The 20,255-nt window shown below is 60.8% G+C and carries 16 protein-coding genes; 7 read left to right on the forward strand and 9 right to left on the reverse strand.

Going from position 1 to position 20,255, the window contains the following annotated elements; genetic code table 11:
• The first annotated feature begins 33 nt into the window (after positions 1-33).
• Positions 34-675 carry a Pr6Pr family membrane protein gene (locus tag RY113_RS06210; RefSeq protein ID WP_315913898.1) on the forward strand — a complete coding sequence of 214 codons (642 nt, stop codon included), beginning with the start codon at positions 34-36 and terminating at the stop codon, positions 673-675.
• A 5-nt stretch (positions 676-680) separates the two neighbouring features.
• Here RY113_RS06210 and RY113_RS06215 read toward each other — a convergent pair whose 3' ends face one another.
• Entirely contained in the window at positions 681-1,610 is a 930-nt protein-coding gene (locus tag RY113_RS06215; RefSeq protein WP_315913899.1) for an aminodeoxychorismate lyase, read from the reverse strand.
• 65 nt (positions 1,611-1,675) lie between these two features.
• On the reverse strand, positions 1,676-2,281 hold the full coding sequence (locus RY113_RS06220; RefSeq protein WP_315913900.1) for a DUF308 domain-containing protein: 606 nt from the start codon (positions 2,279-2,281) through the stop codon (positions 1,676-1,678).
• A gap of 186 nt (positions 2,282-2,467) precedes the next feature.
• On the opposite strand from RY113_RS06220, the gene cls reads away from it, so the two are divergent.
• Positions 2,468-3,943, forward strand: a complete 1,476-nt coding sequence (gene cls, locus RY113_RS06225) for a cardiolipin synthase (RefSeq protein WP_396334221.1) — start codon at positions 2,468-2,470, stop codon at positions 3,941-3,943.
• Between the two features lie 17 nt (positions 3,944-3,960).
• On the opposite strand, the gene pabB is transcribed toward cls, so the two are convergent.
• The 3 genes from pabB to RY113_RS06240 form a co-directional block, all read right to left on the reverse strand.
• Positions 3,961-6,180, reverse strand: a complete 2,220-nt coding sequence (gene pabB / locus RY113_RS06230) for an aminodeoxychorismate synthase component I (RefSeq protein WP_315913901.1) — start codon at positions 6,178-6,180, stop codon at positions 3,961-3,963.
• A complete protein-coding gene (locus tag RY113_RS06235) occupies positions 6,173-6,664 on the reverse strand; it encodes a low molecular weight protein-tyrosine-phosphatase (RefSeq protein ID WP_315913902.1) in 492 nt (163 codons plus the stop codon). The genes pabB and RY113_RS06235 overlap by 8 nt, the downstream gene beginning before the upstream one ends.
• Before the next feature lie 149 nt (positions 6,665-6,813).
• Complete coding sequence (locus RY113_RS06240; protein WP_315913903.1) at positions 6,814-7,434, reverse strand: LysE family transporter; 621 nt, start codon at positions 7,432-7,434, stop codon at positions 6,814-6,816.
• Between the two features lie 96 nt (positions 7,435-7,530).
• Here RY113_RS06240 and RY113_RS06245 point away from each other — a divergent pair, with 96 nt between their 5' ends.
• A complete protein-coding gene (locus tag RY113_RS06245) occupies positions 7,531-9,012 on the forward strand; it encodes a multicopper oxidase domain-containing protein (protein WP_315913904.1) in 1,482 nt (493 codons plus the stop codon).
• A gap of 78 nt (positions 9,013-9,090) precedes the next feature.
• Here RY113_RS06245 and RY113_RS06250 read toward each other — a convergent pair whose 3' ends face one another.
• Positions 9,091-9,978 carry a methyltransferase domain-containing protein gene (locus RY113_RS06250; protein ID WP_396334217.1) on the reverse strand — a complete coding sequence of 296 codons (888 nt, stop codon included), beginning with the start codon at positions 9,976-9,978 and terminating at the stop codon, positions 9,091-9,093.
• Between the two features lie 380 nt (positions 9,979-10,358).
• Here RY113_RS06250 and dnaK point away from each other — a divergent pair, with 380 nt between their 5' ends.
• From dnaK to RY113_RS06270, 4 genes are all read left to right on the forward strand, one after another.
• Positions 10,359-12,224, forward strand: a complete 1,866-nt coding sequence (gene dnaK / locus RY113_RS06255; protein ID WP_315913905.1) for a molecular chaperone DnaK — start codon at positions 10,359-10,361, stop codon at positions 12,222-12,224.
• A 2-nt stretch (positions 12,225-12,226) separates the two neighbouring features.
• A complete protein-coding gene (locus tag RY113_RS06260) occupies positions 12,227-12,820 on the forward strand; it encodes a nucleotide exchange factor GrpE (protein ID WP_110105200.1) in 594 nt (197 codons plus the stop codon).
• 102 nt (positions 12,821-12,922) lie between these two features.
• Complete coding sequence (locus RY113_RS06265) at positions 12,923-13,909, forward strand: DnaJ C-terminal domain-containing protein (RefSeq protein WP_315913906.1); 987 nt, start codon at positions 12,923-12,925, stop codon at positions 13,907-13,909.
• Between the two features lie 44 nt (positions 13,910-13,953).
• Positions 13,954-14,394: a heat shock protein transcriptional repressor HspR gene (locus RY113_RS06270; protein ID WP_110105198.1), complete on the forward strand. Its 441-nt coding sequence runs from the start codon at positions 13,954-13,956 to the stop codon at positions 14,392-14,394.
• A gap of 188 nt (positions 14,395-14,582) precedes the next feature.
• Here the strand turns inward: RY113_RS06270 and RY113_RS06275 are convergent, their stop codons facing one another.
• From RY113_RS06275 to narI, 3 genes are all read right to left on the reverse strand, one after another.
• Positions 14,583-17,984 carry a DEAD/DEAH box helicase gene (locus RY113_RS06275; protein ID WP_315914118.1) on the reverse strand — a complete coding sequence of 1,134 codons (3,402 nt, stop codon included), beginning with the start codon at positions 17,982-17,984 and terminating at the stop codon, positions 14,583-14,585.
• A gap of 265 nt (positions 17,985-18,249) precedes the next feature.
• Positions 18,250-19,494, reverse strand: a complete 1,245-nt coding sequence (locus RY113_RS06280) for an MFS transporter (RefSeq protein ID WP_315913907.1) — start codon at positions 19,492-19,494, stop codon at positions 18,250-18,252.
• A gap of 13 nt (positions 19,495-19,507) precedes the next feature.
• Complete coding sequence (gene narI / locus RY113_RS06285; RefSeq protein ID WP_315913908.1) at positions 19,508-20,254, reverse strand: respiratory nitrate reductase subunit gamma; 747 nt, start codon at positions 20,252-20,254, stop codon at positions 19,508-19,510.
• Position 20,255 lies beyond the last annotated feature (1 nt).

The following is a 20,255-nucleotide window of genomic DNA, read 5'->3' on the forward strand; positions in this document are numbered from 1 at the left end:
TATCTCTGCCGCGTCCATGACATGATGAAACCCATGACAACTCGGCGATTGTTGGCGGCACTACGGTTTCTCTTCGGCGCGTTCACTCTTGTGGCAGTGGGCATCCAATTTGGCGTTCACCTGAGCCACGGTTTCAACGTGTTGAACTTCTTCAGCTACTTCACGAACCTGTCCAATATTCTTGCCGCCGCCGTCCTGCTCACGGAGTCAGTACTGACCTGGCGCGGGAAGGAGCTGGGCCCGGCTTGGCAGGTTCTGCGGTGCGTATCGGTGGTGTGCATGGCCCTGGTGGGGATCGTGTTCACCGCCCTGTTGCGCGAGGTGGATCTCGGCGCGCTCCTGCCTTGGATCAATACCTGGCTGCACTACATCATGCCCATTGCGGTTGTCGCGGACTGGTTGATCCAACCGCCGCGCCGGCCCATCCCGCTGACCCGGTTGGGTGTTGCAGTGCTGTTTCCGCTGGCATATTTGGCCTATTCCCTGATTCGGGGCGCCGCCACGGACTGGTACGCCTATCCCTTCTTGAACCCCGGCAACGGGGGCTACGGCGCCGTGCTGCTCAGTTGTGTGGGGATCGCGGTAGCCTTCCTGATCGCCAGCGCGGTGCTGATTCTTCTGGGCAACAAGCTCAGCCCGCTTGTTAGGCCTGTGCCCAGCGGTCAGTCGAACTGATGTGTTTACAACGTGGTAGCCAGGAGCGCCGATAGTTCCGCTGTAAGCTCGGCTCGGATGGCGGCCGTGCCGATTTCCTTCCCGTCAATGGTGGTCACGGGCGCCAGTAGCCGCAGGCTGGAAATGAGCCACACGGCGTCGGCATCCAGCAGATCGGCAGGTGTTAGTGGACCGTAACCCAGCTCCCACCCGGCTTCCTGCGCAGCGGCGAACAGTGCGCCCTGCGTGGTGCCGGGCAGTATCCCGGTGTCCAAATGCGGGGTGATGAGCCGCTTGAGCGGTACGCCGGAATCGTCACTAACGTGTGCTAGAAGAACTGACGATGTGGGCCCTTCCAACACGAGCCCGTCACCGCTGGTGAAGATCACGTCATCCGCGCCCTGGTGGTGTGCGTGCCGAAGTGCGGCCATGTTCACGGCGTAGGAGAGTGTTTTGGCGCCCATCAAAAGCCAGGGGGCACGGGCTGCAATATCGCTGTCATAGCCACGCTCCAACAAGAGCACGGCCAAGCCCTTCTCCCGCTGGGCAGCCAACGAGGCGGACACCGGGCTGACCGTGACCCACGCTGTGGGGGAGTTGGCGCCCTCGGGGCCTCGGGTAGCGATAAGGCGAACCACGCACTGGCGAGATTCGTTGCTTGCACCGTGGTCTGCGGAATCCTCTGGTACCCCGGCAGCATAAGCTGTGAGCGCCGTCGTAATTGCCGCCTGCCACACCCCGGCGTCAGGGATGAGTAGGTCCATGGTGCTGGCCGAGACGGCAAGGCGATCTAAATGAGCCCGGATTTTGCGTGGCTCCCCATCAATAGCGAGCATGGATTCAAAGATCCCGTCACCGCGGGTGAGCCCCTGATCCGTAACCAGAATGTTGGGAACGGTGGCGTCTGCAACGCGGCCGGCCGGGTGGGCGGGGTCCAAGAAAACCAGAGTTGTCATGACTGAGATCTTATCCCCACCCGCTCCCTGCCCTCGTGCCTCGGTCTGGGTCCCTCGCAGTCGTACTAGCGTGTGAGGGACTTGCCGAAGGTGAAGGCACGGACCAGGCCCACCACACCCAAGATGATCAGCATGATGGCTGTTATCAGCAACAGCCATTGTGCGGTCCAGACGGGAACAGCGAGCACCGTGATGCCGGCTACCACGCTGATGGCGCCGAACACGATGGCCCAGGTGCGGGTGGGGCCCTTGCCGGCTTCGGCCATGGCGATGATGCCTTCAATAATCCAGCCGATGCCGATCATGATGACGGTGAATACCAGCAGGAGCTCGCCCGTCGCGGCCGAGTTACGCAGGGCGATGATGCCGGCAACCATCACGAACAGGCCCAAGAGAACATCCAGGATCCGCATCCCGGCGGAAAGGCTGTGGCTAAAGATGCCAACAGCTACCTTGATACCACCAGTGATGAGGAAGTTGATGCCTAAGATTACGGCCACCACAGCCAGAGTCTTGGTGGGCCACAACAGCAGGATAATACCGAGAACCAAGGCCGCAACGCCGCTAATGGCAAAGGCTAGGCGCAAACCCTTTACTGCCTTCTCCGTGATTTTTTGCGGATCTAAGGCAAAAACGTCCATGCTGACGGTTGGATTGTTTGAGCTGCTCATGGCGCTACATCCTCACTTCGGGAAGTTCAAATTATGCTCAGCATAGCCGCAGCACCTCACCCGAGCACAGCAAGTCACAGCTGGCGCACGTCACACGGCCAGCGTTGCGAGTGGGCCTGTGCGAAAGAGCCGTTAGGCTATTGTCACTCGCGGCTGAAAAGCCGGTTTAGCTAGGAGGCATGCGTGATTTGGACGGCGTTTAGCCTGCCCACAGGCAGTGTCTGGCTGTCTGCGCTGATTGTACTGGTGGATTTTGGCATCCGAGTGGTTGTTTTGGGTGTGATTCCGGGAAACCGGCGCCCCACTACTGCCATGGCGTGGCTGCTGTGCATCTTCTTCCTGCCCTATGTAGGGTTGCTCCTTTTCCTCATGTTCGGCAATTTTCGGCTTTCCCGGCGACGGCGTGAGAAGCAAGACGCCGTCAACCAGCGCATCATGGAAGGCACTAAGGGCATTGCGTCTTTGGTGCCCGAATATGATGGGCCGGCCTGGGTTAAATCGGCCATTGAATTGAACCAGAATCTGGGGTTTTTCCCGGCCATTGGTGGCAATACTGTCCGTCTGATTAAGGGATACCAGGAGTCCTTGGATCTTATGGCCGATGAAATCAGCCAAGCCACCGACTACGTCAACGCCGAGTTTTACATCATGAGTTCAGATGCCAGCACGAACAGGTTGTTCCAGGAGCTGGAAGCTGCGGCTGAACGCGGAGTCCGGGTGCGGGTACTTTTTGACCACATTGGGTCACTGCGGGTACCCGGCTATCTGGGGATGATCCGCCGGCTCAAGGCGAGCAAAATCCAGTGGCGGCGCATGCTGCCACTGCTGCCTGTCAAAGGCCAATGGCGCAGGCCGGATCTGCGCAACCACCGCAAGATTCTGGTGGTGGATGGCCGGGTGGGTTTCACGGGTTCGCAAAACGTCATTGAGCCCTCCTATCGAAAAAAACGTAACGTCAAGGTTGGCCGTCAGTGGGTAGAACTCATGACACGTTTGGAAGGCCCCATTGTTGGCACCCTGAACGTCATGTTCGCCACTGATTGGTCCTCGGAAACCGAAGAAAATCTTGAATCTCAAATGGCTGCATACCATTGGGACACGTTTGAAGGTGGAGCCCTCTGCCAGGTGGTGCCCAGCGGGCCGGGATTTGTTACTGAGAACAATCTTCGCCTTTTCAACACTTTGCTGTATTCGGCAGAAAAACAGATCACCATCTCCAGCCCCTATTTTGTTCCGGATGATTCCCTTCTCTATGCCATCACCACCGCAGCGCAACGCGGTATTAAAGTGGAACTCTTCGTCTCCGAGGTGGGTGACCAGTTTCTGGTCCACCACGCTCAACGCTCCTATTACGAGGCGCTCTTGCGGGCCGGGGTGCGCATTTTTCTTTACCCCAAACCACTAGTGCTCCATGCCAAGCACTTCACCGTGGACTACGACGTTGCCGTGATTGGCTCCTCCAACATGGACATGCGCAGCTTCTCACTGAACCTTGAAGTCACTGTCATGATGATCGACCGCGCAGTGGTTGAACAAATGCACGCTGTTGAAGACCACTACCGCTCCATGTCACGTGAGCTGCATTTGGAAGAGTGGCTCACACGCCCAATTCTGGCCCGTTATGTGGACAACGTGGCCCGCCTAACCGCTACTTTGCAGTAGGCAACGCCCCGTGCTGCCTACCGCGGGAAATCGGCTCCCAGAGTGGATAAAACCCCGTGAGCCTTGGCCTGAATCTCCTGCCACTCCGCCTCGTCATCAGAGTCTGCCGTGATGGCGCCGCCGATCCCCAGCGAAAGGTGCGTGCCGCCGTCGTCCAGGTCTTGGAGGACCAGCGTGCGGATAACCACCGATAAATCAGTAGCAGCATTGAGGGAAAAATAGCCGATAGCGCCGGAATAGACGCCGCGCGGGCCGGATTCGAGGCGGCTTAAAATGGCCATGGTGCTGATCTTCGGCGCACCCGTCATGGACCCGGCCGGAAATGCGGCAGCCACTGCTTGGGCTCGCGAACTGCCCGGGGCCAGCCGCGCCTCGATGGTACTGACCATCTGGTGCACCGTGGCGTAACTTTCAATAGCGCACAGCCGCGGAACCCTCAGTGAAGCCGGGACAGCAAAGCGCGAAAGATCATTGCGCAGCAGGTCCACGATCATCACGTTCTCGGCCCGATCCTTGGGTGATGACGCCAAATCCTCCTTGAGCGCGGCATCCAGCGCAGGGTCCGGATCACGCCGTCGGGTGCCCTTGATAGGCTCGGCACGCATCAGCCCCGCCGCATCAATGCGCAGGAATCGTTCAGGGGAAGTGCTGGCAATGCTCAGCGGACCGAGCCGGAGGAACGCTGCGAACGGGGCCGGGCTGCGCTTGCGCAGAGCCTGGTAGGTGGCCCAGGGATCCAGCCGTTCCGGCATGTTTGCCTCCAGCGTGGTTGTCAGGCAAACCTCGTAGGAGTTGCCGTCGCGGATCTGGGCTTGTGCCGCCGCGATCTTGTTCTTATAGCTGCGTTCGCCGTCCCTGCTAGTGAATTTCGGCGCTTTCCCATGTGGTGCCTGCTGTGGTGCCTGTTGAGGTTCAGGCGTCACTTTCGAGAGGGTTTGCTCCGTTTGGGCTGCTGGGCTCTCCAGCGCTGCTGCGTGAACTGCGCGGACGGTCTCCAAAAATTCTTGCGCTTCCCGCTGTGACGAGGGCTGCTGGGCTCCTGTCAGCGTCAGGACATAGAGGCAGTTCTGCCAGTGGTCAAGAACCACTGCGCGGCCTGCGAATATCAGCGCAGCATCAGCAATGGAATCCGGCCCAGTAGACAACCCAGCATCCGGACCGGTAGGCAGCCCGTCATTTGGCCCGGCAGTTTTCGGATGTGCAGGGGCAGCCTGGACGCCGTCCGGATCGCCGAGACCGTAGCCCAAATACCCCAGCCAACCCAAAGTAAAGTCACCCGGATAGTCAGCCGGAGCGCGCACGGCCTTGCGCCCCCACGCCGAGTCCAACCAAGGGAAAAACTGTCCACTGATATGAGCACTCACCTGACCCGCGGAAAGAGTTGTCAGCCCGCCCTGGTGGTGGGCTAGCTGGCCAAAACAACCTGAATCATCCGCCATGATAGAAAAGCGGGAACGGGCTGCTGCCGAGAACTCCCCGGGATCTCGTACCAGCTTGATTGTCCCAGCCGGCTGCGCCGCCCCGCCTGTCTCAGCTATTGAACTGTCCAGCCAGATGGCGTGTTCTGCCGCCCCATACAGCGAATGGAACAGCTGTTGGGCAGGTGGCAGCCCTTCGATCCTGACGGCGGAGAACTCCAGGCCACGCCGGCCTGCCAGTTCCGGGGAGAGCACGTGTTCCAGCTTGGGTAACTGGGTCAGCGCCGTTAAGACACCCTCGAGGGCGTTGGCCACACCATTACTTCCGTCCACAATTACATCGGCCAGCTGTGGGCGGTGACTGTCATCGAGGAGGCGGTCCTCCTGCTCAGCCCAAAGATCCCAAAATGGGGCGTAGGTCTCGCCGTCGCGCTCCAGCGCACGCTTCTTCCTGGTGGGGGAGGGCGTATCCACCCAAATGACGGCGTCTAGGAAATCCCTGGCCCTGCCATGGGAAGATCCCACACCCTCTACAAGAACCACCGGGGCAAGCTCGGTGGTGCGGGAGGCGCCGTCGTGCTTGGCCTCCCAATCCCATGCCGTCCATGTAGCGGGTTTCCCGGAATGCAGGGGCTCCAGGACGGTTTCAATATAGCGTTCCACGCCGCCGGCCAGTCCGTCCCAGCCGGTGTAGATGTCCTCAAGATGAAAGAGGGAGATGCTGCGGTGGCGTCGCAACAAGGTGGCCAGTTCCACGGCAAGGGTGGTTTTGCCGGCGCCGGATCGCCCGTCCACGGCAATGATGACGGGCTTAGGCACGGGCGCGGGCCAGGGCCAGGATGCCGGGGATCGCGGCGGAGATCAGGTTCGCGCTTTCGTCAAAGTCGCACGCGTTTCCGTACCAGGGGTCGTAAATGCCCTGCTGTTCGGTTGGCAAGTGGGCGGCTTCGGGATCGAAGGAGCGGAGCATGTGCACCTTGGCAGCGGCCGCGTCGTCGGGGGCCAGTGCCGTCAGCGCGTCGTAGTGGTCCGTGTCCAGGGCAAGGATGAGGTCCCGGCTGACGAACCAGGCGGGGTTGAACGTGCGAGCGACATGCTCCGTTGCGGTGATGCCATGCTTGGCAAGGACATTCTTGGCCCTCGGATCGATCGGGTTTCCAATTTCCCACGCACTGGTCCCTGCGGAATCTACTTCCACGTCCAGCCTGGCCTCCGCTGCCGCATGCGCCAGCATGAACTCAGCCATGGGGGAGCGGCAGATATTGCCGGTGCAAACGGTAATGATCCGGTAGGGGTTGGTCATGGTGCCAGTCTATCGGCGCTACTGCGGCTACAGGTGGCCGTCTGCGCTACCGCCCCCCACTTATGCGCCCCGTCGTAAGGGCGCCGAAGTGGGGGGCGGTAGCGGAAGGGAGAGCCGGGCGCGGAAGCGGGGTGCGGGCGCGGTGGCTGCTACACCATCGCCAGTGTCACGCCCACGCCGATGAAGAGGATGCCGAAGATCCTGTTGAGGATGAGTTGACCGCGCTCGCTGGTGGTCAGGTGTTTGAGCTGTTTGGCGCCTGCGGCAAAGACAAACCACATCACGATGATGTCAATCACCACCACGGTGGCGGTCAGAATGACATATTGGGCCAGCAGTGGTTCGGAGGGGCGGATGAATTGTGGCATGAACGCCAAGAAGAAGACGATCGCCTTTGGGTTCAGGAGATTGACCCACAGCCCGCGGCGGAACATCGAGAACCCGTGCTCAACAGCGGCAGGTGCGTCCCCGGCGTCGGCCGTCTCAGCCTTCGCCAGCAGTTTCCTGATACCCAGATAAACCAAGTAGGCCGCACCCACGTAGCGGATCAGCAAGAACAGGAACGGCGAGCTGGAGACGATGATGCCCACGCCGGCGGCAACAACTATCACATGGATAACAAGCGCCACTTGCTGGCCAAGGATGCCCCAAAAGGAGCGCCGGAACCCAGAGGTGAGAGCGTTGGACATGGTGTTGATGGCGCCTGCGCCCGGGGTCAGGCTGATCATGGCGCCGGCGCCGACAAGGGCCAGCCAGAGGGAGAATTGCACTGGGTAATCCTACAAGGGGCGATCCTGCTAGTAGCAATCCTGCTAGCAGGGACGGCCAAAATGACCCGCCGGGACCCGCCAACTAAGATGAGGAAAATGAGTGATGCACTGCAACGTCCCGGACTCAACCGCCGCCACCTGCTCCAGCTGACCACGTTGGGTCTGGGAGCCGGCGCCCTTGCGGCACTGGCAGGCTGTTCCGGCAGGACGGGCCGTGAGGTCTTAGATACCTTCGGAAAGCTCGATTTCCGAAACCCGCTGCACATCCCACCGCTGGCGGAATCTGTAGTCAAGGACGGCCAGCGCGTCTTCGATCTTGTCACCCAGGCCGGCCAGTCAGAGATTGTTCAGGGCGGAAAAGCCGATACCTGGGGCGTCAACGGCGCGTTGCTGGGCCCCACGCTCCGGGCGCGGCGCGGCGAGGACATCCGCATCAATATCAGCAACAGCCTCGAGGTGGCCACCACCTTGCATTGGCACGGCATGCGCCTACCTGCCGTGGCCGACGGCGGCCCCCACCAAATGGTTGAACCCGGCGGAACATGGTCTCCCGCGTGGGGAATTGACCAGCCCGCGGCGACCCTCTGGTACCACCCGCACCCGCACGGTGAGACGGAAAAGCACGTCTACAAGGGCCTCGGTGGCATGTTCATCATTGACGACGACGAAGAAAGCCGCCTTGCGCTGCCACGTCACTACGGTGTGGATGACATTCCGGTCATTGTTCAGGACAAGACGTTCAACGCACAGGGCCAGCTCGTTGAGAGTGGCAGGGTTAGGGTTGGGATGCTGGGCGGTACGGTGCTGGTTAACGGAACCGCGGCTGCCGTACTGGCCGTCACTGCCGAGCACACGCGCCTGCGCCTGCTGAACGCCTCAACCGCTCGCAGCTACAACTTCGGCTTCTCCGATGATCGCAGCTTCACCACGATTGGCAGCGACGGAGGCCTCCTGGCCCAGCCGGTGCCGCTCACCCGCATCATGCTCACCCCGGGCGAACGCGCCGAGATCATTGTTGCGGCAGCCCCCGGGGAGAAATTCACTTTGCGGTCCTTCCCCCAAGACTTAGGCGTTGCTGATTCGCGTGCCGCCGAGGTTGGAGCACAGGACAAACTGGAGATCTTGGAGCTCACGGCAGCAGCCACGCTGAGCCCTTCCGCACCGATCCCCACCCAGCTCGCCACCATGGACTACCCGGATCCGGCACTGGCCGGTGACATGCGCATGTTTCAGCTGGGCGATAACTCCATCAACAGCAAATTCATGGACATGGACAGAATTGATCTGGAAGTGAAGGCCGGGGCAACAGAAGCCTGGGGTGTCATCAACGCGCACAACCAGCCCCACAACTTCCACATTCATGACGTGCAGTTTCAAATTCTCAGCATGGACAACCAGCCGCCGCCGCCCGAGCTGGCCGGCTGGAAGGACACCGTCTATGTCCCTCCGCGCATGACCATTCGGCTGTTGATGCGCTTCGGGGAGCACACAGATCCGGTGATCCCCTACATGTATCACTGCCATTTGCTATGGCATGAGGACATGGGCATGATGGGCCAGTTCCTCGTGGTGGAGTAGCTGGTACAGCTGAATAGTAGCGGCCCCGGCCCCGTCAGGCGTGGTGAGTACCCTGCCGGGCCCGCTGGTACGCCCGGGTTAGGCTCGGGCTATAACTTCCCCGTTGGGCATGGCGAACCAGCCATCAGGTGCACTGCCCCAACTGCGCCAGGCAGCCGAGATATGCTGCAGGGTTGCGGTATCGGCGAGACCATAGGCAATGGCTTGTTCGGCGAATGTGGATCCCGTCACCCGATCCGCCCACACTCCAGCCAACCAGGTGCGTTCTTCGGCTGTCGCGTACAACCAAGTGGTGCTTGACGGCGTGATATCGGTGAATCCGGCAGCCTGGACCCAGTGCAGCAACCGCCGGCCAGCGTCCGGTTCAGCCTGGTTGTGCCGGGCTACCTGCTGGTACAGGGACATCCACTGCTCCATTTCGGGCAGCTGGGGGTACCAGAACATGCCGCGAAAATCGGCATCTCGAACGGCCACTATGCCACCCGGTTTCGCCACCCGGCGCATCTCTTTCAGTGACGCCACAGGATCGCTCAGATGCTGCAGAACCTGGTGGGCATGGACCACGTCGAAGCTGTCATTGGGAAAGTTCAGCTTGTAAACATCCCCCATCTCGAAGCTGAGATTGCTTAAATGCTGTTCCCGGGCCAGCGCGGTTGCAGCAGCCACAACTTCCGGTGAGCGGTCAATCCCCACCGCCTGCCCCGGCGCCACTAGCCGGGCAAAGTCCGCCGTGATGGTGCCTGGGCCGGAGCCAACATCCAGCACGCTGAGCCCGTGGGTGAGGTGCGGGATCAAGTATGTTGCAGAGTTTTGGGCAGTGCGGGCCATGTGGGAGCGCAGCACGCTCGCATGATGTCCGTGTGTGTACACGTCCTGGTTCGCCGGTTCCGGCTGCTGGTCGCGTGATGGCTGAGCTCCCGGCTGTTGCGTGCCTGCGTGGCACGACGGCGTCGTGTGCTGATTCATGAAAAGGAGCGTACGCCTGCCGGGACGTAGCCGCTAGGCCCTGTCATAAGTTGGACCCGCGCACCGTTCGCAGGGTAACCATGCGCAGGATGGTTTCTACGCACGGTTGCCATACGAACTGTGCGCCGCTTCAGCCAGGCCGGCCCGCCCGTTGCTCAAGTACCCCAGAAAATAGTGGTGCAGACCACCAAAACCGACCATCCGACGCAGTACGTGTTCGCCTAAAGTGAAAGTTGAGCCAACTACACTCAACTCTATTTGACACCGGGATGAGTCTGAGTAAAGTTGAGTGCAGAACGCTCAATACCGCTGGTGAGCGAAACCGCACCCTACCGGGCAGACGGAAAAGTTTAGGCAGCGGCCCATGAAAGGAACCACTTATGTCACGTGCCGTAGGTATTGACCTCGGAACCACCAACTCGGTTGTATCGGTCCTGGAAGGTGGCGAGCCCACCGTTATTGCCAACGCTGAAGGCGGACGCACCACACCTTCCGTTGTTGCCTTCTCCAAGACCGGCGAAGTCCTGGTAGGCGAAATTGCCAAGCGCCAGGCCGTCAACAACATTGACCGCACCATCTCATCCGTCAAGCGCCACATGGGCACTGACTGGTCCATCGCGATCGATGACAAGAAGTACACGGCGCAGGAAGTCTCCGCCCGTATCCTGATGAAGCTCAAGAACGACGCCGAAGCGTACCTGGGCGAAAAGGTCACCGACGCTGTTGTTACCGTCCCGGCCTACTTCAACGACGCCGAGCGCCAGGCCACGAAGGAAGCCGGCGAAATCGCGGGCTTGAACGTGCTGCGCATTGTCAACGAGCCCACCGCTGCCGCGCTGGCTTACGGCTTGGAAAAGGGCAAGGAAGACGAGCTCATCCTGGTCTTCGACCTCGGTGGCGGAACGTTCGATGTTTCCCTGCTCGAAGTTGGCAAGGACGAAGACGATTTCTCCACCATCCAGGTGCGCGCAACCTACGGCGATAACCGCCTCGGTGGCGATGACTGGGATCAGCGGATCGTTGACTTCTTGCTGAACCAGCTCAAGGTCAAGGGCATCGACCTGTCCAAGGACAAGATCGCCCTGCAGCGTCTGAAGGAATCAGCTGAGCAGGCCAAGAAGGAACTCTCCTCGGCCTCCAGCACCAACATCTCGCTGCAGTACCTCTCCGTTACCGCTGACGGACCGGTGCACTTGGATGAGCAGCTGACCCGCGCCAAGCTCCAGGACCTGACCAAGGACCTGCTCGAGCGCACCAAGAAGCCGTTCAACGACGTCATCAAGGAAGCCAACATCAAGGTTTCTGACATCGATCACATCGTGCTTGTTGGTGGCTCCACCCGCATGCCTGCCGTCGTGGAACTGGTCAAGGAACTCGCTGGCGGCAAGGAGCCCAACAAGGGTGTCAACCCCGATGAGGTTGTGGCCGTTGGTGCCGCACTGCAGGCCGGTGTGTTGAAGGGCGAGCGCAAAGACGTTCTGCTGATCGACGTCACCCCGCTGTCCTTGGGGATTGAAACCAAGGGTGGTGTGATGACCAACCTGATCGAGCGCAACACGGCTATCCCCACAAAGCGTTCCGAGACCTTCACCACCGCTGATGACAACCAGCCCTCGGTTGCCATCCAGGTCTTCCAGGGCGAGCGCCAGTTCACTCGTGACAACAAGCCGTTGGGCACGTTCGAGCTGACCGGTATTGCACCGGCTCCGCGCGGCGTCCCGCAGGTTGAGGTCACCTTCGACATTGACGCCAACGGCATTGTGCACGTCTCCGCCAAGGACAAGGGCACCGGTGTTGAGCAGTCAATGACCATCACGGGCGGCTCCTCACTGTCCAAGGATGACATTGAGCGCATGGTTCAGGAAGCTGAAGAGCACGCAGCAGAGGACAAGGTTCGCCGCGAGGCAGCCGATCTGCGCAACTCCGCAGAGCAGCTGCACTACTCGGTGGACAAGGTCCTGGCCGATAACGATGACAAGCTCTCCGACGAGGTCAAGAACCCGGTCAAGGAAGACGTCACCGCGCTCAAGACCGCTCTTGCAGGCGATGACGATGCAGCCGTGAAGACCGCGTTTGAGAAGTTGCAGGCTTCGCAGTCCTCGCTGGGTGAGGCTATCTACGCCGCAGCCCAGGCTGAGGGTGCAGCGGCCGACGCCGGAGAGCCTTCCGAAGGCGCTGCTGGTGCAGCGGCTGCTGACGAGGACATCGTTGACGCCGAGATCATCGACGAAGACGAAGCGAAGTAAGCATGTCTGAGTCCGTAAACCCCGAAGAGGTCCCGGAGGACGCCCCTGTTGGCGAGCCCGCCCAGACCCCTGCAGCCGAGAATTCCGCAGCCGAGGGCGATGCCCTGGCCCAGGCCGAGGAGATCCTCAACGGTGTTGAGGTTCCTGCGGAGGAGTCCGTGGCTCAGGGTAGCGAAGCTGACGAGGTTATTGAGCTAAAGAATGACCTTCTTCGCTTGCAGGCCGAGTACGTCAACTACCGCAAGCGTGTTGAGCGCGACCGGGCAGTTGCCGGCCAGATGGCTGTCATTGGCGTGCTGAACTCGGTGTTGCCCGTGATGGATGACATCGACGCAGCACGCGCCCACGGCGATCTGGTGGATGGCCCGTTTGCGGCCATTGCCACGAAGCTGGAAACAGTGTTGAGTACCTATGGCTTGGAGAAGATCGCCGCCGTTGGTGTTCCGTTCGACCCCACGGTCCACGAGGCACTGATCCAGCAGCCCGGAGCTGATATTGAAGTTGATACTGTCAGCCAGGTGCTGCGCAACGGTTACAAGTCCGGCGAGCGTATCCTGCGCGCCGCACAGGTGATCGTGGCAGTTCCCGAAGCCTAATCCCCACGCCCTCCCTGGCTGAATCCGCTGGCGCGGATTCAGCCAGGGCCCTCGGGCGCGTGGGCCCAGCATTACCCCACAAATTTTTAGGAAGGAGGCGTCTTGGCAAGTCAGGATTGGGTCGAGAAAGACTTTTATAAAATCCTTGGTGTGTCCAAAGATGCATCGGAGGCCGAGATCAAGAAGGCCTACCGAAAATTGGCCCGCAAGTATCACCCGGATACCAACTCCGGTGATCCTCAAGCGGAAAAGACTTTCAAGGACGTCTCCGAAGCGTATTCAGTGCTCTCCAGCAAGGAAGACCGCGAGCAGTACGATGCCATCCGTGCCATGGGTGGAGGCGCCCGGTTCAGTGCCGGCGGCGCGGGCCATAGTGGCGGAGGTTTTGAAGACGTCTTTGGAGACCTCTTTGGTGGCGGACGTGGCGCACCCCGCGGGAATCCCCGGGGGAATCCGGGGTTTGGCGGCTCCGGCCTACCGCCGGAATTCGCAGACCTTTTTGGTGGCGGATTTGGCGGCGGTGGCGGTTTCCAGCCCACGCCCACCAAGGGTGCAGACCGAACTGCCAGCACGTCCATCTCCTTTGGCGGCTCCGTCCACGGAACCAAGATTGCCTTGCGTGAGCCCAATGGTGAGGTCATCGATGTGCGCATCCCCGCGGGCATCAAGGATGGCCAGAAGGTCCGGGTCAAAGGCAAGGGGCAACAAGGCGCTGCCGGCCCCGGCGACTTGATGGTCACAGTCAATGTCAAAGCCCATGAGTTCTTCCAGCGGGACGGGAACAATATCCGCATCCACGTCCCGGTCACCTTCCCGGAAGCCGCGCTGGGAGCCGATATCAGTGTCCCCACCCTCACGGGGGACACGGTGCGCGTCCGCGTTCCTGCCGGGACGCCGTCGGGCCGCACTTTGCGGGTCAAGGGTGCCGGCGTCAAAACTAAAAAGGGCGACGGCGATCTGCTCGTCACGATCGACGTGGCAGTTCCGCAAAAGCTCAGCAAGGAAGCCGAAGAGGCGGTGCGCGCCTTCGCCCAAGCAACAGCAGATGGCGATCCTCGCGCAGCGTTGGCGGAAAAAGCCAAACTCTAATCCCCGCCTGCCCGATTGGGCCCACCGTTGGAAAGGAAATTGCAATGATTGTTGATCAGTATGCCCCCATCTTTGTGATTTCCGTGGCGGCCGAATTGGCGGAGATGCACCCGCAGACGCTGCGCCAGTACGATCGTTTGGGCATCGTTAAGCCCAACCGTGCTCCGGGACGGGCTCGCCGGTACTCCCAGCATGACGTGGAGATGCTCCGCGAAGTGCAGAGGCTCTCTCAGGAGGGCGTGTCGCTGGAGGGAATTCGGCGCATCATGGAGTTGGAGAATCAGGTTGATGCGTTGCGGAGCAAAGTGCTGGAGCTAAGCCAACAGCTCGAAGCAGTGAGCGCCGAAATGGAATCGCGGCCGCTACGCGCCAATAGCAGGGTTTTTGCCGCAGGGCTGACAGGCGGGGACATTGTGGCCCTTGCCCGCGGACAACGTCCGCGCCCTCGTAGCCAGGCCATGGTGATCTGGCGCCCGCAACGCTAGTCCCCACCCGCTCCCCGGACTCGTTCCTCGGCCGGGGCCCCTCGCGGGCGTGGGCCCACCACCCGCTCCCCGGACTCGTTCCTCGGCCGGGGCCCCTCGCGGGCGTGGGCCCACCACCCGCTCCCCGGACTCGTTCCTCGGCCGGGGCCCCTCGCGGGCGTGGGCCCACCCAGATGTTTGACGTGAGGCTAGTCGCGGAACAGGCCCGCCAGATCCGTGGCTGTCAGGGCCCCGCCGGAGAGTGAATCCCCACTCATGACATCCGAGAACAGTTGCGATTTCTTCGCCTTCAGGGCCATGACCTTTTCCTCGATGGTGTCCTTGGCAACCAGCCGGTACACCATGACGTTCTTCTTTTGCCCAATACGGTGTGTACGGTCCACGGCCTGCGCCTCGGAGGCCGGGTTCCACCAGGGATCCAGAATAAAAACGTAGTCAGCCTCGGTCAGGTTCAAGCCGAAACCACCAGCCTTGAGGCTGATCAGGAACAGCGGGGCGTCACCATTCTTGAATTCATCCACCACGGCGGCCCTGTTCCGGGTACCACCGTCCAGATAAGTAAAGTCAATGCCCTCGGCAATGAGACGCTCCCGCACCTTCCCCAGAAAGCCTGTGAACTGGCTAAAGATCAAGGCGCGGTGGCCTTCCTTGACCACATCCTCCAGCTGCTCAAAAAGTACATCCAACTTGGAGGAGCGCACACCGGCCTGGCCCTCATCTACCAAAGAGACATCCAAACTGAGCTGACGGAGCAGGGTCAGGGATTGGAAGATGGTGAAACGGTTTTTGTTCACATCCTCCAGCAAGCCCAAAATCTTGGCCCGTTCACGCTGCAAATGTGTTTGGTAGATCTTCTGGTGGCGCGGGTTTAGTTCAACTTCTAGAATCTGCTCCTGCTTGGCCGGCAGGTCAGCAATGACTGCTTCCTTGGTGCGGCGCAGCATAAGCGGTTTTACCCGGGCACGCAGCTTGCCCAGCAGCTCGGAATCGGCGTTCTTCTCAATGGGACGTTGGTAGAACTCAGCAAAACGCTTGGGGCTGGGGAACAGGCCCGGTGCCACGATGGACAGCAGCGCCCACAGTTCCATGAGGTTATTTTCCATGGGAGTACCCGTGACAGCCAGTTTGAACGGTGCCTTCAATTTACGCACACACTGGTATGCCTTGGACTGGTGGTTCTTGACGAACTGGGCCTCATCCAGGATCAACCCGGCAAACGGCTGCATCGCGTATTCGGCGAAATCTATGCGAAACAGTGCGTAGGAGGTGATGACAATGTCCGCTCCGGCAAAGAAGTCCGCTGACACCAGCCCTGACTTGGCAAAGGTTTCTGAAACGGTGACAACCTTTAGCCCCGGCGCGAACTTCACGCTTTCACTGGCCCAGTTGCCCACCACGGAGGTGGGCGCCACTACCAGGAACGGCTCCGAATGGCCGGGGTTATCCGCCTTCACCTGGCACATCAGCGCCAGAGTCTGCACGGTTTTACCCAAGCCCATATCGTCAGCCAGCACGCCGCCAAGCCCGTAACTGTACAAAAAATGCAGCCAGTTGAAACCCTCAAGCTGGTACGGGCGCAGGGTTGCATGTAAAGCGACAGGAGCCGGCAGCGGCTCGGGCGGGCCGCCGTCGAGCAGCCCGGAAACGGCCGCTCGCCACGCTTGCGCCTGCTCGTCCACAATGCCCAGTTGGGCCAGCTCATCCCACAACCCGGCTTGGAAGCGGCTGATGCGTAGCTCGCCGTCCTTGTTGTCATTGAGGCTGCGAGCCTCATCAATCAAGGCACGCAGCTGGTGCAGTTCGGGGCGGTCCAAGGAGAAATAGGCGCCGCTGGGCAGCAGCATGCGGGTATTGCCGGCGGCCAAGGCGGAGAACACGGCAGCAAAGGAGACGTACTGGCCCTCGAGCGTGATCACAATGCCCAGATCGAACCAGTCCCGCTCATCCGTGGCCTTGGTGGAAATGGTGACAATGGGAGCCTCAGTGACCTCGCGGTAGCTGGCAATATCGCCAGTTGTGCTCACCTCAACGCCGGGCAGCTCCGCCAGACGTGGCAGGACAATTTCGGTGAAGGTCAAGGTGTTCAGATCACTCAACGCCGCAGTGGCCGCCAGCGTAGGCTCCCCCCACGCATGATTGGCTGCCACGCCCATGGCAGTGATGTCCTCCCACGGCGCGCCCACACTGGCCAGCAGACGGGCCTCGGCGCCAGTGTCGCGAACAGCGGTTTCCCCCAGATCGGGCCACAGCGGCAGTGACATCACCCGGGCGCCCACAGGGTAGTGCCATTCCCAGTGCAGCCGCACGGTATGGTCACTGCCGTAGGCAGCCAGCAAGGACAACGTGGGTTCCGTGTAGGCCGGCAATTCCACGGAATTATTTGCCGAGACCACGGGGGCGGTCTGCTTCAGGGACGGGTAGAAGTGGGTTAGGAATTTCTCCCTGGCCTGCTCCGGAATGTGGATGGCTTCCTTGCGCAGCGCAAATTCGAGCAGTTGCGGGGACGTTTCCCCCGGCAGCGGAGCCAGTGTAACGCTGCCACGGACGACGGCGTTGCGGCCTTGTGTAGCGGCGGCTGCTGTTGCATTGGGGTCGGCCGGGTCGGAAAAGAACAAACCGTAGACGGGGGAGCCAATCTGGCCCACGATTTCGGCGGTGACGGGTGCGCCCTCGAGCTCTATTAGCGGGCCAACATCCAAGGCGCCAGAGTCATCCTGGGTCACGTCCAGCTGAAGCGTCACGGCTTCGCCACTGACCCGGATGGGATCGCCCGTGCCGGAATGAATGAGCGCAATCCCGCTCTTGTGGGCTGTGCCCAGAAGCTGCCACAGGTTCCGGCCGGCAAAGTCGTTCAAGGACAGCCACGCCCCGGCATTTCCGTGATTAGTTTGGCGGGGGCTATGCGAGGCCAGGAACTCGGTGAGCCACTCAAGCTGGGTGCGATCGTGGGCTCCACCATAGGAGAGGTAGCCCAGCGTTGACCAGCTGACACCGGATTTGACCCACTTGCCGCGGGTTCCCATGACCACGGGCCGGACGTTCAGGACCGGCTGGGAGGGGACCGTACTGCCCCGGCCCCGGTAGGAAAAGCGCGGCGGGGGAACGTGAAGTTCAAACTGCAGGCCCAGAGCGGGAGTGTCCGGGCTGGGGGCGGAGGCGGCGGGGGGCAATAGCGCCGAAAGGGCGGCCTCCCAGGAGTTATCTGCAGTGATCTCCGTGCTCGGGGCAGGTGCAGACTTGCTGTCCTTGGCCTTGGCCAAGAGAGTTTCTAGGAAGGTGGGTTCCCGCGGGGATTCTTCCGGGACAAAAAAGTCAGTGAATGAGGGATCCTGCTCGGCCGCAGCAATCAGTGCCACCACATGCTTACAGTTTTGCCGGATAGAACAGTTGCAGATACCCACCCGGCAGGCGATGACGCCGTCGTGCTCACGGACCAGTTTGGCCGTGGGCCGGTACACCTGGGTGCCTGTCACCTTGCCGGAGAGCAGGCCCGTTGCCGGTTCCAACACAATGTCGCTAACGCGGTCCTCATCGGCGTAGGCGCGGCCGGCGGCAATGGAATTCTCAGTAAACTCGGCGATCCGCGTCATCAAGGGCGAGCCAGCGGAGGAGTACGTCACGGAACTTATCCACCTGTCGGTTGGGGATGACCCTAGGCGAAGGACCACATCTATCAATCCTACGCAGTATTGGCGGCCATTTTTTACCTAGGGGCTGCTCTGCGCCAAAATGTGTAGCAAAAAGTTTCCCGCCATGTCAAAAACGGGAGCGGCGTGCCGGGCAGGTGCCCGGCATGCCGCCTGTGGGTTTGAGGAAGGGCAAGGAGGAACAGGGTAGAAGGAAAAGGGGGAAAGACTATGGGATGGCCGGTGTCACTTGTGATTTTGCCCGGTCTTTAACAAAGACCAGCGCGAACAACAAGGCCACCATGGCGGTGACAACCAGAAGTGAAAGGCCAATGGCGTACTTGTAGCTTTCGGCGTCGGGGTTGTACGTCATGCCCATGATCAGGGGTGGGAAGTAGCCGCCGAGCCCGCCGGCGGCACTGACTATGCCGCCCACGGTGCCCATCCTGCCCTCCGGGGACAGTTTTCCCACCCAGGCAAAGACGCCGCCGGTGCCCAGGCCAAGCGCTGCAGCCAGACCAATGAAGATGGGGCCCGCTTCAACGTCAGCCGCTGGTTCCAAGGCTACAAGGAAGCCCAAAATGGCCACGCCTGCCAGCGAAGCGATAACCACGGGCTTGGACCCTATTTTATCTGCCAGCACGCCACCAATGGGCCGGGCGAGCACGGCAGCTAGGGCAAAGCCGGCTGTTCGGGCGCCGGCTGAACTCGGGTCAAATTCGTAAACATCGCGCAGATAGGTGGGCAGATACGTTGCGAAGGAGACAAAGCCGCCAAAGACCACCGCGTACAGGAAGCACAGTTTCCAGGTGACGGCCAGCTTTGAAGCCTCGATGAGTTCGGGCAACACGGGCGTTGTGCTGGGCTGCCAATCGGGTGCGTTCTTCATGAAGAACCAGACAAGGACTGCCATGACAGCCAGCAAAACAGCAACCAGGAGGTGGGTGGGCACGTACCCGATGGACTTCACCAGACGCGGGTTCAGGAACGCGGCCAGGGCGGTTCCACCCATGCCAGCACCAAAGATTCCCGTGGCGAAGCCGCGCCTAGCCGGCGGGTACCAAGCACTGACAAAGGGAATGCCCACGGCAAATACAGTGCCCGCCACACCGAGTAAAAACCCGCCAATAAGGACAATCGTGAACGAGTTCAACGACCCGCCCAAGGCGACCAGAAGAACTGTTGGAATGGTGGCAAGCAAAACGAACGTGAAAAGGGCGCGTCCCCCGTATCTGTCCGTCATGGCGCCCACCACAATGCGCCCTAACGAGCCCACAAAGATGGGCATGGCCACCAGAACGCCCATGACCCCTGCAGAGAGCTCCATGTTGTGGGCGTAGTGCGTGCTCAGGGTGGCAATCATGTTCCAAGCCCAAAAGGCCACCACCGAAGCTGCAGTGGCCATAACCAAGTTCAGGGCTTGGCCCTTAACGGCTTGTTGGGGAGGCGCGGGTGCGGATGTTTCTCGTGCCATTCTCTCTCCTGGGCTAGCGGTGCTGGGTGTCTCGGTCGTGGGTGCCAACGTCGGACCAGCCGTGACGGTTTGCCACGCTGGCCCCCTTGTCCCGTGAGCGGTAGACAATGTAGGGCCGGAACAAGTAGTGCAGAGGGGCTGTGAAGGCGTGAACCAGGCGGGTGAACGGCCACACCATGAACAACAGCATGCCTACCAAGGTATGAAGGTGGAACGCGAACGGCGCCGCAGCCATGGCGGCCACATCGGGCTGGAAGATGAACAGCGAACGGAACCAGGGCGAGACGGTGTCCCTGTAGGTCAGGTCATGAGAGGGCCAGAACACGCTGGCCAATGTGGTCCACAAGCCAAAGATGATCGCAGCCACCAGCACCACGTACATCATCTTGTCGTTCTTGGTGGTGGCCATGAAAACCGGGCCGGTTTTGCGGCGGCGGATGATGAGGATGATGATGCCACCCAACGTCCCCACTCCGGCAATGGTGCCAACAAAAAGCGCGTTGAAGTGGTACAGGCTCTCCGTCATGCCAACCGCTTCGGTCCATGACTTCGGGATCACCAGTCCAAAGAAGTGCCCGGCAATGACGGCCAATAATCCAAAGTGAAAGATGGGCGAGCCAATCCGCAGCAGCCTGGACTCATAGAGCTGGGAGGAGCGGGTGGTCCAGCCAAACTGATCGTACTTGTACCGCCACAGGGAGCCGCCCACCAAGATGACAACCATGACGTAGGGCAGCACGCCCCAGAGGATAATATCCATA

It is taken from the genome of Arthrobacter sp. lap29 (assembly GCF_032458965.1).
Classification (GTDB): domain Bacteria; phylum Actinomycetota; class Actinomycetes; order Actinomycetales; family Micrococcaceae; genus Specibacter; species Specibacter psychrochitiniphilus.

Coding starts and splice junctions, on each gene's coding strand:
- RY113_RS06210 (WP_315913898.1), top strand. CDS start 34: ATGACAACTCGGCGATTGTTGGCGGCACTACGGTTTCTCTTCGGCGCG.
- RY113_RS06215 (WP_315913899.1), bottom strand. CDS start 1,610: ATGACAACTCTGGTTTTCTTGGACCCCGCCCACCCGGCCGGCCGCGTT.
- RY113_RS06220 (WP_315913900.1), bottom strand. CDS start 2,281: ATGAGCAGCTCAAACAATCCAACCGTCAGCATGGACGTTTTTGCCTTA.
- RY113_RS06235 (WP_315913902.1), bottom strand. CDS start 6,664: ATGACCAACCCCTACCGGATCATTACCGTTTGCACCGGCAATATCTGC.
- RY113_RS06245 (WP_315913904.1), top strand. CDS start 7,531: ATGAGTGATGCACTGCAACGTCCCGGACTCAACCGCCGCCACCTGCTC.
- RY113_RS06250 (WP_396334217.1), bottom strand. CDS start 9,978: ATGAATCAGCACACGACGCCGTCGTGCCACGCAGGCACGCAACAGCCG.
- dnaK (WP_315913905.1), top strand. CDS start 10,359: ATGTCACGTGCCGTAGGTATTGACCTCGGAACCACCAACTCGGTTGTA.
- RY113_RS06260 (WP_110105200.1), top strand. CDS start 12,227: ATGTCTGAGTCCGTAAACCCCGAAGAGGTCCCGGAGGACGCCCCTGTT.
- RY113_RS06270 (WP_110105198.1), top strand. CDS start 13,954: ATGATTGTTGATCAGTATGCCCCCATCTTTGTGATTTCCGTGGCGGCC.
- RY113_RS06275 (WP_315914118.1), bottom strand. CDS start 17,984: ATGACGCGGATCGCCGAGTTTACTGAGAATTCCATTGCCGCCGGCCGC.
- RY113_RS06280 (WP_315913907.1), bottom strand. CDS start 19,494: ATGGCACGAGAAACATCCGCACCCGCGCCTCCCCAACAAGCCGTTAAG.
- narI (WP_315913908.1), bottom strand. CDS start 20,254: ATGGATATTATCCTCTGGGGCGTGCTGCCCTACGTCATGGTTGTCATC.